This is a genomic window from Paenibacillus sp. FSL H8-0282 (genome assembly GCF_037963825.1).
Lineage (GTDB): Bacteria > Bacillota > Bacilli > Paenibacillales > Paenibacillaceae > Paenibacillus_AQ > Paenibacillus_AQ odorifer.
The window spans coordinates 6,286,010-6,299,915 of record NZ_CP150146.1 but is presented as its reverse complement, the minus strand read 5'-3'; the positions used below and the strand labels follow the sequence as shown (position 1 = coordinate 6,299,915).

The following is a 13,906-nucleotide window of genomic DNA, read 5'->3' as shown; positions in this document are numbered from 1 at the left end:
CAAGATCCACGAACTTACGCTGGCGATTAGACGACGATGGACGAGCTGTTTCCGTAAGCACAAGAAAGCTGATGCTGGATTCACTGAAATGAAGAATATAGGTTTTATCACTCACACACCACTTAGAGGGGGAAATTAAATGTTAGCACAAGCGATTAAGAAAAGATTGAGCAAAGAGGAAAATCAAAAGGGGTTTACGCTGATTGAGTTGCTGGCAGTTATCGTTATTTTGGGGATTATTGCGGTTATTGCAATTCCGATGATTGGTGGAATAATTAATAAATCAAAAACAGATGCAGATTTAGCAACTGCTCGACAGCTTTATGATGCTTCCAGGATGTACATTATGGGTGAAAAAAATGGAGAATTTAAAAATGCATCAGTTACACTTCAAGAACTTAAGTTAAAAAATTACATTGACAAGACTCTTGTTTTGCCTAGTACAAAAAAATCGTTAGATGGTACAAAAACAACAATAGTATATACTTCGGAGGGCGCACTTCAGAAAGTAACATTAGATCCAGTTCCTACGGGTGAGAGTGGTGAATATCCAGCTGATAAGGTGCTTAGTGCAGAACCAACACCAACACCAACAAATTGATCTGGTAGCTAACAGGAGTATCTAATTAATCTCTATAAATTCAAACTTACAATCTATCCTAAGGAATCGGACTTCCCGATTCCTTTTTTAAAATCCAGAAGCTAACAGAGGACAGCCATGACGATATTTATCGCAAGTTACATCACATTACTGGGCCTGGTTCTAGGCTCCTTCTATAACGTAGTAGCGCTGCGGGTGCCGGTCAAGGAATCCTTGCTTAATCCGCCGTCACATTGTCCGAACTGCAACACGCGGCTAAAAGCGCGGGATTTGTTTCCGGTGCTAAGCTACCTGCTATCAGGAGGCAAGTGCCGATACTGCGGCACAAGGATTTCGCCATTATACCCGCTTGGAGAAGCGGCAACGGGTTTGCTTTTTTTATGGGTGTATTTGCAATTTGGCCTGACGGGTAAGGGAATCATCGGGTTCATTCTTGTGAGTTTAGCGGTTATCGTGACGGTTGCGGATTTGAAGTACATGCTGATTCCCAACAAGGTATTGTTGTTTTTTTTACCGCTGCTGCTGATTCTTGTACTACTATTTCCAGAAGGACCGATATGGCATCATCTGCTAGGAGCAGTGCTTGGGGGAGGGGGCCTTATCCCTTTTGTTCTATTAGGTGGCATGGGGGCTGGAGATGTGAAGTTATTTTCGCTGCTGGGTTTGGTGATTGGCTTTCCGAATGTGATTTTGGCTTTTTTTGTGGCTTGTCTGCTTGGGAGCGTGGTGGGCGGACTGCTGATGCTGCTCGGTGTAATCAAACGTAAACAGCCGGTACCCTTCGGCCCATGGTTAGCTATAGGAGCTTTAATTAGTTTTGGATATGGTTCACACATCATCGGCGCGTATCTCTCGCTTATCGGATAGGAGGACATTGATCACATGCTTGGATTAGGCTCCAAAGTGGCCGGACTTTCAATTGAAGCTGCCGGAATCCGTTATATTAGTTTTAAGAATAAACAGTCATGGGAAGTCCGTAAAAAACGGTTTCTCCCGCTCCTTCCAGGCATGATCATTGAGAATCAGGTGGCGGATAGCGAGGCGCTTTATGATCGGGTAAGGCAGTGGGTGAAGAAGGAAGGGTTAAGGGGCAGTAAGGTTTCTTTGTCCATTCCCCCTTCGCAGATCATTATCCGTAAAATGAGTATTCCTAGTACCAATGACAAACAGGTAGAACAACTCGTGAAGCTGGAAGTGGAGACGGGACTGCATTTACCTTTTGAAAATCCTGTCTACGACTATGTAACGCTCGAAGTGGATGAGGAGCAAAGTCACCTGCTCGTATTTGCTGCTCCGCGAAAATCGATTCAGGATTACGTAGAAATTCTGGAGCGGGCGGGTCTTCGGATAAGCAGTGTCGAAATTTCGGCAACCGCCTTGGCGCGTGCTATAACCACTGGGCACGGGGAGAGCTTTGCGGAGACGATGCTGATTAATATGGAGCCATCGGTAATGGACATTTATATGTTCAGAAACGGGAATCCGGTCTTCATTCGTACGATAAACTTACTTGATCTACATAAAGGAAGAAATTTAGCGGGAATGGATCTTTTGACAGACAGTGAAACCTTGGCAGAAACAGCTGTCGCTGTGGAAGAACATTTATCACCCGAGCAAATGGTTGAAATCACTGCGGAAATCTCCCGTATGCTTAGCTTTTATCAATACAGCTTGCATGACGGTTCCACTCGTATCAACAATTTAGTGATTACGGGCACTCCCTCGATTCGTAAACAACTGGACCTAGAACTCCAGCAGTCCCTAGCTGAACTTGAAATAACACCAATAAGTCTGGAACAGATGGCTAGTGCTGCTGTTTCTGACCCTGATCTAAATGATTACCGTGTAGCTGCCGGGACCGCTCTAAAAAATAGCATCAACACGGATACGATTGATCTATTGCCGAGAGAAGATCGGGAGACGTTGCTATTTCCTTATGTCACGATGGGGCTTGTAGCGATCTGGCTGCTGGGGATGATCGGAACGGGGATATATTTTTCGGCCAATAAGGGTCAAATTTCTAATGGTAAAGAAGAGCTGCAAGGCCTGCAGGATCGCAGTTTAATGCTCCAAGTAGAGCTCGCGAAGCTTAAGAACAGCGGACCTGGACAACTGGATCGGAAAGCAGCCATCACAGTGCTTCAGGACAATAAGGTGATTGCAGTCCCTATCTTGGACGAATTAGTGGAAGGATTGCCTAAGGAGGCACTAATCCGTGATATTAACTATACCTACCGGACATCTATAGATCTGACTGTAAATGTATCCACTATGGAGGATGCTTCTAACTATTTAAGACAACTTCGCCAAATGTCTTTTACGGCCGATGCCTCTATTCAAAAGCTTACTGAAGGAGCCGCCGATGCCATTTCATACAATACGTATACGGCTATTTATAAAGTGAACTTAGCAGCGGCTAAGCAGCAAAACAGTGATACGGATGCCAGCCAAGGGGAGGTGAGCAGCGATGGAACAGATCAATAAATATCGCTCTCCCATCGTACTAGGGGTGTTAATTCTATTCCTGATATTGTTTGCATTCTATATGCTGGGTGTTCAGCCGACTAATAAGGAAATTTCCGCACAGAGCAGCGAGATCAGTCAGTTGGAAAAGGAAGCAGAAGTCCTCCAAAACAAAATCAATGAGCTGAAGGGCAGCGGTAATGAGGGAGATCTAGAACAGAAGGAATTACTGGGGGAACTCCCAAAGGGCGATGACAGCGAAGGTCTGATTGTTGATTTGCGGGAGGTTAGCACGTCCTCACAAGCGCGGCTAAAGGATCTTAGTTTTGTTTTGGATGAGGCTAATCCGATTCAACAAATGACAGGTTCAGCTGAGGTGTCATTCCCGACGGTCAAACAGATCAAAATGACTGCAGTGGTGGAGGGGACATATTCGGGGATACGGCAATGGATGGATGAAATACAAGCCTTACCTCGTATTGTGAATGTGGACTCTTTCAATTTTCAGCAATCCTACGAGGATCGTACTAAGAACAATACGGAGAGTATTTTGACTGCTAACGTAGCTTTTACAGCGTATTATGAGGCCACCGCAGCAGCATCCAATTAGGGTTCTAGTACTACTTTATTTAATTATATTACTCCGCTTTTCCTGTGAATCAGGAGGGTGGAGTTTTTTTATATTTTCAAAAGAGTTGTAATACGTTTTCATTCCTCTGTTTATTGGGTATTTTAGCTTGCGGGGTGCATAAGCTGAAACAGTGGCGATCGCCTGTATTTTTTAGATGAAAGAGGAGGAACTTCAGATGAACAAAAAATGGATGCTTGGTTCGTTGGCCCTTTCCCTAGGCCTTTTATCAGCAGGTAGCGGAGTTATGGCAGCTTCATCATCAGTGGGAAGCTCGGCAATAAAAAATGTGGCTGTGATTGGCACAGGAAAAGAAGGCCCAGCTACCATAAACAATTTGACGGTAAAAAGTGTGGTTCCGCTTGTTGTACATGCCAGAGCAATCTATTTCTATACTAGCCGCGGGGGCAACTTTTTCCCGATGGAAACCTTCATGTATAAAGCGCAAGAGTACCGTTACCTTTCCAATGATATTGGGACAAAGGTGAAGCTGATGAATTACATAAAAAAAGCCTACACGCATAATGCAGCAGCTTATTATGTGCAGACCCAATTTTTGGAGCATGAAGGTAGAATGTCACAGGTGAATGCGGATCTTGGAAACTCATTAATGTTTGAAAAAGCCACCGCCCGAATGCTCTCCAAAACTGCAACAACCGCTGAATTTGACTTAACAGTTCCTTATTCGAGCGGGCAGGAAGGCAGTGAGTCGGTGTATGTGAAGCTGAAAAAGGTGAATGGATACTGGAGAATTGATACGTCACCGGATATTCTTTTTTGAGGAAGGTTTAGGGTAGAAGAGGAAAGGTAAAGAGGTTCTATGCTTGGGCGCGGATAAGGTCAGAGGTATATGCAACACCAGCGAATTTACCTTTGCGAGTGATAATGACACAATCATTTTTCATAGGATCCGGGCGGTTCATAGCGAGGCTCAATACCATATCGAGTGGAGTGGAAATGTCAAGAATGAGCGGGGTTTTGTTCATAAGCTTCATGGCAGGTTCTCTGTAGAACAGGTCTACTCCCGATCTTCCTGTAGCTTTCAAAAAGAAACGTTCGCTCATCAACAATCCGAGGGGTTCATTCATAGCATTGCAGACGACGATACATTTGGATTCTGGATGCTGAAACATGACGCGAAGGGCTTCTCTGCAAGTGCGTGAGGCAAAAATAGCAGGAGCACTGCGGACAATACCAGTAAGATCATTTACAAGAGCTGTTGTCATAGGATGTTCATCCTTTCTGATTATGGGTCTACTTCTAATGTACCCCTGAATCGTAAATTTCAAAGCCGGGTAACGTAAGCTACAGGTAAAATAGATTGCTAACAACAAATAACCGATCAGACCTTAGGGGCTCTGACCGGTTATTTGTTGTTAGCTATTCACTGCGGACGCCGTCCTCCACCAGCTGCTTTCGGGGGACATCCGGGATTATGGATTTGCTCACGCCTCCACGATTAATGGCGATTAATCGTTTTTGTGCGTAATATACGTCGCGGGACAGTTTATTCACCTCAGTGGATTTACCGTCAACATACTTTGTAATGTAGGTTTCAACAATATATCCGGTTTTCCCATTTTGAATAACACGTGAGCTGCCACGAGGCAGTGAAGAATCGTTTACGTATTTATCGACTGGTGGGAGTACCTCTACTGTTTTTGAATGAACTTTGTAAGTGACATTTTGCGGAAACGTGCCGAACAGCTTTATGGTCAGTGATTTACCCTGCACAGCTGCTTTAATTATGAGATATTTGCCAGTCGTATTGCGAAAACGAAAGTTGATATAACCTTCAGCGAATGTTGCGTCCTGACCTTTGGGCAAGTAGTTGACGGGCAAGGAATGATTACGGCGTTCCACAATTTCTAGCCCTATACGCAGTGCGGCATTGTAAAGAGTGCTCGACACTTGGCAGATCCCTCCACCAACACCTGCTTGCAGCTTGCCGTTCACAATCACCGGCGCTTCACGGAAGCCGTAATTCACCTTTGCTTTTTCTATAGCTTTTCCATAATCAAAGACGGCTCCAGGCGGGAGAATGGTTCCATCCACAGCTTTGGCAGCAGCTTCCACGTTGTAGCTTCGTCCAGGTCCACTTGCACCTAGAGAGGTGCTGAACTGCATTACTTTTCGCTCGATACCTTGTTCCTTTAATTTCTTTAAAGTTATGTCAGGCTGCAGGATTAACAAAGGGACCTCCATCGTGATTCCCTTCTCCAGCAGGGCATTCAGATGATTAAAGCTGGTGGGGGCAGCTGCTCCTAAGGAAGTCTCCAGAGCTGTCCAATCAACCTCCAGGGAAGTTTTCTCAGAAGTATATACGATTCGGTCATCGCCTGTAATTCGTCGTGTAGCGTCCACTGGTTCACCAAAGGACTCCTTCTCCCAACTGGGACTTAGAATCTTTTGAAATTGTGCGATTTCCAGATGGGTTTCAAGCTTCCACAACTTAGGGAAGTTATAGCGTGCCTTTACCCGCTCCCAAAGCGTTCCTTCGGCAAGCTCTTTTAAGCCCTGCTGAAAAGCAAAGGCTTCATAGCTCAACCCAGTCTTATTAAGGGTTAGGGAGAGATCTGCATTGCCTTCCACTTTTAGCACTAGAGGGACGGTTTCGAGGGCATGCAGCCGTTTATCCAGCTGGGAGCGGACCTCGGTGAGGGTCATGCCTCCGACCTGCCAGCCGGCAAGGGTTGTACCCTTTGGAAGCGTGGTTTTGCTGCCATATAGATGAAGCCCTCCGTAAATACAGGAGCCGATAAGGACGAGTGCGATGACCACTATGAGGGCAGCATGGATTTTTTTCATGATTAATCTCCTTTTGGGGATTTGGATTGCGCTAAGCAGGCGCGGCCCTGTAACAGAACTTAAAGAACACTTCGTGGGATACCGATAATAAATTAGTAAGAAATAAGTAGTCTCTAATAAAGGGAGTTAGTTACGACATCTGATAACAGGCACCGCTAGGTGCTTTTTTATATGTATATGTCTAGTCACTACAAAACTTTCGAATAGTCGTGCAGTTACGGGGTACTCAATCAGTTACAGATTTGTTACAATAGATACATTGCGGAAATATTGAAGTTTATGGAAACTTGAGGTGGACAATGTCGATTCGCACAAGTGGAAAATGTCATAATTGGGAAGTGAGAAAATGATTGAAATGCAAGATGTATGGAAAACGTACCCTAACGGAACTCACGCACTGCAAGGAGTTTCAGTGAAAATCGACCGCAATGAATTCGTGTACGTTGTCGGCCCTTCCGGCGCGGGTAAATCTACTTTTATGAAATTGATTTATAGAGAAGAAGTGCCTACCAAAGGACAGATTTCGGTGGGAGGTTTCAATATAGGAAAGCTAAAACCACGCAAAATCCCTTATGTCCGCCGTAATATCGGCGTTGTATTTCAAGATTTTCGGCTTTTGCCCAGAATGACGGCATACGAGAATGTAGCTTTTGCTATGGAAGTTATTGAAGCGCCGAAAAAAGTCATCAAGAAACGTGTGAATGAGGTTCTTGATTTGGTTGGGCTGAGAAGTAAAGCGAATCGTGAGCCCTCACAGCTTTCTGGTGGTGAGCAGCAACGGATCGCTATTGCACGGGCTATCGTCAATAATCCTTCTGTTATTATTGCGGACGAGCCTACAGGTAACTTAGACCCCGAGACTTCATGGGGCATTATGCAGCTGCTTGACGAGATTAATTTTCGTGGAACAACGATTGTAATGGCTACCCATAACAGAGATATTGTGAACAAAATGCGCAAACGGGTGCTTGCGATTGAGAATGGAAACATTGTCAGAGACCAAGCGAGAGGGGAATATGGTTATGAGTTTTAAAACCTTCTTGCGACATGTGCGGGAAGGCTTCAAAAGCGTATTCCGTAATGGCTGGATGTCGATCGCCTCAATCACTTCGATTGTTGTTTCTCTTTTTGTTCTAGGTGTATTTATTCTTCTTGTTCTTAACGTAAATTCTGTAGCTGATGAGGCAGACAGTCAGGTACAGATCAAAGTGCATCTAGCTTTGAATACAGATCAGAAGATGCGCGAGACCCTGCAGACTGAAATTGGCAATATGCCGGAGGTCAGCAAGATTACGTTCATCTCCAAGGAACAGGGACTTAAAGATCTCCGCGCAGATATGGGCGAGGAGGCAGCAGAGCTTCTGGAAGGGTTCGATGAAGACAATAACCCGCTTCCAGATACCCTTCAGGTAGAGGTTATTGAACCTACTACCGTTGCTTTTGTGGCTGAGAAGATTCAAGCCCTTAACAAGACACATACCGAGCAGCCTATCTACAAAGTGAAATATGGCAAAGGCTCGATAGAAACATTGTTTAAAATTACGCGTGCCGTACGCAACATTGGCTTTATTTTTGTAGCGGGGCTGGCACTTATGTCTATGTTCCTCATCTCCAATACTATTCGGGTAACGATTCTTGCCCGGCGCAAAGAGATTGGGATTATGAAGCTGGTAGGTGCGACAAATTATTTTATTCGTTGGCCTTTCTTTATAGAAGGGGCATTAATTGGACTCATTGGATCATTGATTACTTCGGGTGTTTTATATGCCGGTTACAAGGGTTTGGAATCTTCGATACAGGGAGATCCAATGCTCGGATTGCAGCTGATCCCTTTCAGTGATATTTGGCTGCTGCTCGTAGGTCTGTTAGTTGGACTAGGTGTGTTGATCGGCGTCTGGGGAAGTACGGTTTCTATTCGTAAGTTTTTGAAAGTTTAATTTAAGAGTGAAGGATGGGGAGTGCGAGTTGAAGAAGATTGCCGCCGGACTAGCCGTAATGTTACTAGCTGTCACTATATTCCAACCCTCTGATGGATATGCCAAAAAAACAAGTGTTGCCGAAATCGATAAGCAATTAAAGCAGCTGCAACAAGAGGTGCAGGAAGCTAAGGCGCAGCAAGAGAAAGCGGAGTCCCAAACGCAGGAAGCGCAGCACTATAAGAATAAGACAAATATCAATTTACAATATGTATTGCAGCAAGTGGATCAAGTTAAAGGCAAAATGACCGAAATCTCTAACAAAATTTCCGATACAGAAGAATCTCTTAATGTTACAGCAACGGAATTGGATGAAGCAGAGGCACGAGTGGCCTCAAGAGAAGAACTCTTAGGATCCCGTGTCCGGTTGATGTACACCGATGGAGCGGTATCTTACCTAGATGTTTTGCTCTCATCGACAAGCTTCTCTGATTTTCTGGGCCGCACCGATTCGCTTAAGATGATTGTGGATCAGGATCAGGAGCTGTTAGTCCAACACAAGCTGGACAAGCAGACAGTTGTAGAGAAAAAGCAGGAGCTTGAGGGGCAATATGCTCAAGCCAAGCAGTTATACACCTCCTTGGAAAATCAGAGAAGCCTGCTGAAAGAGAAGGAAGCGGAGAAGCAGGAGCTTATCGCATTTTATGATAAGCAGATTCAAGAAAGCGATGATCTAAGTGAAGAGCAGAACGAGAAGCTGGTTAAGCTGGCAAGCGAACGTTCTGCTTTGGAAACCCAAAAGGATAAGATTAAAGCTGAGGAAGCAGCGCGCAAAGCAGCAGCCGCCAAAGCAGAAGCGGCACGCCGGGCAGCAGCAGCTGCCAAGAAAGCCGCAGCCAGCAAGGCAAGCAGCAGTTCAAGCTCCAGCTCCTCAACCGCGTATGCTGGTGGAGATGGACCCTTCCTGCTCCCTGTAGGCTCGGCAAGAATCTCCTCCTCCTACGGACCACGGACACACCCTATTACGGGGGAGAAGGGGAAAGTACACACCGGGGTAGACTTTGCAGTTCCACAAGGAACCAATATTCATGCGGCTGATTCGGGAACGGTAATCGTAGCTGAATGGTATAGCGGCTATGGATATTGTGTAATTATTGATCATGGCGGCGGAGTTTGGACCCTCTACGGACATATCCGTAAAGGTGGTATCAAGGTTAGTCCTGGGGATAGAGTCAATCGTGGGGATGTGATTGCTGAATCCGGTTCTACAGGTAATTCGACGGGCCCCCATCTCCATTTTGAAGTTCGGATCGACGGCAAGACAGTAAATCCGATGCCTTATCTCTAATTTTTAAGAACTTATAACTCATATTATTTGAGCGTACGGCATATACTGGAAGAGATACCGTACCTTTCAGGACGGACTTATGGAGTTGTTTGCGAGATGGACAAGAAGGGACGGTGGGAACATCATGTTAAAAAAAAGCACAGCGGCGTTTATGATTATCGCCGCCCTGCTATGCGGTAGTCTGGTGACCTTGGGCGTGACGGGTTATAGTCATGTTATCGGACAAGCTGCAGGAGAAGGACTGGCCTCAGCATTGCAGGTTACTGGCCTTCAGCAGAAGGAATCCCAGAAGCTTGGAACGGCTCTCAGTCTGATTGAGAGCAATTACTACGAGACAGTAGATCGGGAGAAGCTGATAGACGGTGCTGTCAACGGTATGATGGAAGCGCTGGGCGATCCTTATTCCAACTATATGGGCAAAGAAACAGCTGAGAAATTCGAAGAAAGCATTGAGGGTTCCTTTTCAGGTATCGGTGCGGAGGTCTCTTCGGATAATGGCAAGGTAGTCGTGGTCTCTCCGATCAAGGGCTCACCTGCTGAGAAAGCTGGGATTCAGGCCAAAGATGTTATTCTGTCCGTTAACGGTGAATCGCTGGAAGGCATGGAGCTGAATGCAGCTGTTGCCAAGATTCGCGGTCCTAAGGGCAGTGAGGCCACTTTGAAAATACAACGTTCCGGCTCTGTAGAGCCACTCGAATTTGTTCTTACCCGGGATGATGTGAAGCTTGAAACAGTCTACGCTACCATGGAAAAGGACAATGTGGGTGTAATCGAGGTTACGCAGTTCTCCCTGAATACCGCAGAACGATTCAAGGAAGAGCTGGAGAAGCTGGAGAAGCAAGGCATGAAGGGACTTGTTATTGACGTCCGTAATGATCCAGGTGGTGTTCTTCCGATTGTTATTGAAATGGCAGAGCAATTCGTTCCAGCTGGAAAATCTATAGTGCAAATAGAATATAAAGACAAAAAACGCGAAGTTAGTACCTCAAAAGGATCGAGTAAAGCTTATCCAGTGGTCGTGCTGATGAATAAAGGTAGCGCAAGTGCTTCGGAAATATTGGCGGGTGCTTTGCAGCAGTCGGCAGGAGCTAAGCTAATCGGTGACAATTCTTTCGGTAAAGGTACCGTGCAGACGAGCTTTGACAAACAGCTTGGAGACGGCAGCTTGCTGAAAGTTACCATTGCCAAATGGCTTACGCCAGACGGCACATGGATCCACGGTAAGGGCATTAAACCGGATATCGCGGTAGCGCAGCCGGATTACTTCTCGGTGGCTCCGATTAACAAGAGCGTGGCGCTGCAATATAATATGAACAACGCTGATGTGAAGAGTGCACAGACGATGCTGGACGGTTTGGGTTATAAGCCTGGACGTAAAGATGGCTATTTCGATGCTGGCACTAAGGACGCAGTGAAGAAGTTCCAAAGTACAGCAAAGCTCCAAGTCACAGGCATAATTGACGCCAAGACAGCCGAGGCGCTGGAAGCGGCGCTGATCAAGGTCATTCAAGACCCTGTTCACGACAACCAACGGAATAAAGGGATTGCTGAGATTCAGAAGGAAATTAAGGCGGCAGCGTCGAAAAAGTAAGAAGGCTGAATTCAGCCTTCTTTTTTTCTTTTAGATAAGAAAATGCCAACCGACGTAGAGGAATTAGAATATATACAAATCAGTCATCGGACGAAAAGGAGTGTGACGAACAGTTTGAATGTGATTCAGGAACTGTTAGGAAGCTTGGGCACTGCGTTCTTACACTTATTGATCCAGCCGTATTACTACATTGCTATTATATTTATTGCGTTATATTACCGCAGGCAGGTGGCATTAGAACGAAAGCTGATACATGTGAAATTACATAGCTGGGGTCAGGAAACGTGGCGGACGGTATGGAGTGGTCTAGTCATGGGTTTGGTCGTCTCTATAGCAGCCGTTCTGCTAGGAATATCGTTATCAGGTACCGCTGTAGCCTGCATTTGGGTAGTTAGTCTCGTGTTGTCGCTATTGCGTGTACGGTATTTGTGCTTCGCGTATTCTATAGGCTTGTTAGGTATCATTCAATTTGTAATTTCTTTCTTTCCAGATGCTTTAGATAGTGGAACGGTAGGGAATATTACCACCGCCATACGGGAGATGGATATTCCTGCTTTGCTAGTGTTAGCTGCGCTGCTGCACATGGCGGAGGCACTGCTGGCCCGCAGACAAGGGGCCAAGCTTGCAACGCCGCTCTTCCTGAAGGGAAAGCGCGGCATGGTCGTTGGCGGCTATCAGCTGCAGGCCTTCTGGCCGCTGCCGCTGTTCCTGCTGCTCCCATCGGGAGCAGGAACGGATTTGCCATGGCACTCGCTGCTCGGCGGCAGCCTTGGCATCGTCTCTTTGCCCGTCATCATCGGCTTCAGCGAGATGACACAGGGCATGCTGCCCGGGCGCAAGGCGGCCCGCACTGCAGGACGGCTGCTGATCTACAGCATCGTCCTGCTCGGCTTAAGCCTGCTTGCCGCTTGGTGGAGCCCGCTGACTCTGGTCGCGGCGCTCGCAGCTATTGTGCTGCACGAAGGGTTAAGCTGGTACAGCGCTCTGGAAGAGCGCAGCATCAGCCCCATCTTCGTGCATCCACCGCGCGGCCGCAAAGTGCTGGCCGTGCTGCCGGGCAGTCCCGGTCAGGAGCTGGGCATCCTGCCCGGCGAGATCTTACTGAAGGTCAACGGGGTCCTGTTGACCGATGCGGCGCAGCTACATGAGGCGCTGCGCATGAATCCAGCGTTCTGCAAGCTGGAGGTGCTGAACCGTGAAGGGGAGAGCAAATACCTTCAAAGCCCGATCTATGATGGGGATCACCATCAGCTCGGTATTATTTTGGTGCCGGAGACAGATGGGATGATTACCACTGAGGCGAAGCCTTCCAGCATCTACAGCATCATCGGGATGAAGACAGGCATACGTAGTCGGAACCTTCCGGACGGCCAACTTAAACGAAAAAAAACCACTGAAGCCAAGCAGGAATCAGCGGAAGGATAACTAGAAGATGCCCCATAAGCCATGAAATGGTGAATGGGGCATCTTTGTTTTTGATTAGATGGTAATTTCGCGTGCGAGAAGTTGCTATCGGACCCAGTTGCCCCTAATCACAGCATTTTCGCTTTTTTAGAATGGTAACGGACCCAAAAGGCGCTATTGGCATCAAAAACACCCCAAATGAGCCTCTTTCTGAGGAATAACGTCGCTGGGGTCCGAAACTCTGCTCAAACGCCGATAAAATTGTAAATAGCGTCGCTGGAGTCCGAACCGGCGCCCAAGGAGTAAAGTCACTGGAGTCCGAACCCGAGCCCGTGCCCAAGGAGTAACGGTACTGGAGTCCGAACTCGCGCCCAAGGAGCAGCGTCGCTGGAGTCCGAACCCGCGCCAAGGAGCAACGTCACTGGATTCCGTAAGAAAAACCAACTTTGGCAGTGGCCTATTCACAGGCTATATGTTACTAGTTCAACCCCGCATGTTCTTCAAATAAAAAATTGCAATTTGCGTACGATCGCGGAGCTCTAATTTGCTTAATATATCCGTTATGTAATTTTTGACGGTGCCCTCGCTTAAAAAAAGCTGTCCGGCGATTTCTTTGTTGCTATGCCCCTCAGCGATAGAAGCGACTACAGCCAGCTCTGTTTTGGTCAATCCGAAGGATTCCAGTGGCTGTACCTGTGGCAATTCTTGCCGTGCCGTAGGCTGCAGAAAGGTTGCCAGCTTGCGGGCGATATCAGGGTGGATAAGCATGTTCCCTTCAAAAACCGTTTTAATGCCCTGGATGATCCGGTCTGGCGGTATGTTTTTGAGCAAATATCCACTAGCTCCGTTACGCAGTGCCTCAATGATATATTCATCATCGTCGAAGGTGGTCAGCATCAATATTGCAATTTGCGGAAAAGCCTGCTTAATCTTCTCCGTTCCTTCAACGCCACCGCAGCCGGGCATGCGGATATCCATCAGAGCCACATCGGCCATTAATCCTTCTTGAAGTAATTCCAAGGCTTCGTTACCTTCACAAGCTGCTCCAACAACTTCAATATCTGGGTCCATCCCTAGCAATACTTGCAGACTTTGGCGAATAAAGGGGTCGTCATCAACAATTAACACTTTAATCATTAGCATGGCT

The 13,906-nt window shown here is 46.7% G+C and carries 14 protein-coding genes; 10 read left to right on the top strand and 4 right to left on the bottom strand.

Annotated features, from left to right (window positions below; genetic code table 11):
* Positions 1-139 precede the first annotated feature (139 nt).
* From NST94_RS27430 to NST94_RS27410, 5 genes are all read left to right on the top strand, one after another.
* Positions 140-601, top strand: a complete 462-nt coding sequence (locus NST94_RS27430; RefSeq protein ID WP_076301421.1) for a prepilin-type N-terminal cleavage/methylation domain-containing protein — start codon at positions 140-142, stop codon at positions 599-601.
* A 117-nt stretch (positions 602-718) separates the two neighbouring features.
* Positions 719-1,468, top strand: a complete 750-nt coding sequence (locus NST94_RS27425) for a prepilin peptidase (protein WP_339281481.1) — start codon at positions 719-721, stop codon at positions 1,466-1,468.
* 15 nt (positions 1,469-1,483) lie between these two features.
* Positions 1,484-3,085, top strand: coding sequence for a pilus assembly protein PilM (gene pilM, locus NST94_RS27420; protein WP_339281480.1), 1,602 nt, complete (start codon positions 1,484-1,486; stop codon positions 3,083-3,085).
* The gene (gene pilO / locus NST94_RS27415; protein ID WP_339170122.1) at positions 3,069-3,674 is read left to right on the top strand and encodes a type 4a pilus biogenesis protein PilO; all 606 of its coding nucleotides are present in this window, start codon (positions 3,069-3,071) and stop codon (positions 3,672-3,674) included. Before pilM ends, pilO begins: the two co-directional genes overlap by 17 nt.
* A gap of 196 nt (positions 3,675-3,870) precedes the next feature.
* On the top strand, positions 3,871-4,473 hold the full coding sequence (locus tag NST94_RS27410) for a DL-endopeptidase inhibitor IseA family protein (protein ID WP_339281479.1): 603 nt from the start codon (positions 3,871-3,873) through the stop codon (positions 4,471-4,473).
* Positions 4,474-4,510: 37 nt separating this feature from the next.
* Here NST94_RS27410 and NST94_RS27405 read toward each other — a convergent pair whose 3' ends face one another.
* Entirely contained in the window at positions 4,511-4,918 is a 408-nt protein-coding gene (locus NST94_RS27405; RefSeq protein ID WP_076123832.1) for a CBS domain-containing protein, read from the bottom strand.
* A 154-nt stretch (positions 4,919-5,072) separates the two neighbouring features.
* A complete protein-coding gene (locus NST94_RS27400) occupies positions 5,073-6,500 on the bottom strand; it encodes a VanW family protein (protein ID WP_076279160.1) in 1,428 nt (475 codons plus the stop codon).
* 346 nt (positions 6,501-6,846) lie between these two features.
* Here NST94_RS27400 and ftsE point away from each other — a divergent pair, with 346 nt between their 5' ends.
* The 4 genes from ftsE to NST94_RS27380 all read left to right on the top strand — a co-directional run bounded on the left by ftsE (position 6,847) and on the right by NST94_RS27380 (position 11,355).
* On the top strand, positions 6,847-7,533 hold the full coding sequence (gene ftsE / locus NST94_RS27395) for a cell division ATP-binding protein FtsE (protein ID WP_036678556.1): 687 nt from the start codon (positions 6,847-6,849) through the stop codon (positions 7,531-7,533).
* A complete protein-coding gene (gene ftsX / locus NST94_RS27390; protein ID WP_076182150.1) occupies positions 7,523-8,437 on the top strand; it encodes a permease-like cell division protein FtsX in 915 nt (304 codons plus the stop codon). Before ftsE ends, ftsX begins: the two co-directional genes overlap by 11 nt.
* Positions 8,438-8,465: 28 nt before the next feature.
* Entirely contained in the window at positions 8,466-9,764 is a 1,299-nt protein-coding gene (locus NST94_RS27385) for a peptidoglycan DD-metalloendopeptidase family protein (RefSeq protein ID WP_076123826.1), read from the top strand.
* 124 nt (positions 9,765-9,888) lie between these two features.
* Complete coding sequence (locus tag NST94_RS27380; protein ID WP_076123824.1) at positions 9,889-11,355, top strand: S41 family peptidase; 1,467 nt, start codon at positions 9,889-9,891, stop codon at positions 11,353-11,355.
* A gap of 275 nt (positions 11,356-11,630) precedes the next feature.
* On the opposite strand, the gene NST94_RS27375 is transcribed toward NST94_RS27380, so the two are convergent.
* Positions 11,631-11,819: a hypothetical protein gene (locus NST94_RS27375; protein ID WP_256717501.1), complete on the bottom strand. Its 189-nt coding sequence runs from the start codon at positions 11,817-11,819 to the stop codon at positions 11,631-11,633.
* A 76-nt stretch (positions 11,820-11,895) separates the two neighbouring features.
* Between NST94_RS27375 and NST94_RS27370 the strand changes: the two genes are divergently transcribed.
* Positions 11,896-12,780 (top strand): PDZ domain-containing protein, encoded by an 885-nt coding sequence (locus tag NST94_RS27370; protein ID WP_256720949.1) that lies wholly within the window; start codon positions 11,896-11,898, stop codon positions 12,778-12,780.
* A gap of 462 nt (positions 12,781-13,242) precedes the next feature.
* On the opposite strand, the gene NST94_RS27365 is transcribed toward NST94_RS27370, so the two are convergent.
* Positions 13,243-13,896: a response regulator transcription factor gene (locus NST94_RS27365; protein WP_076182156.1), complete on the bottom strand. Its 654-nt coding sequence runs from the start codon at positions 13,894-13,896 to the stop codon at positions 13,243-13,245.
* Positions 13,897-13,906: the final 10 nt, after the last annotated feature.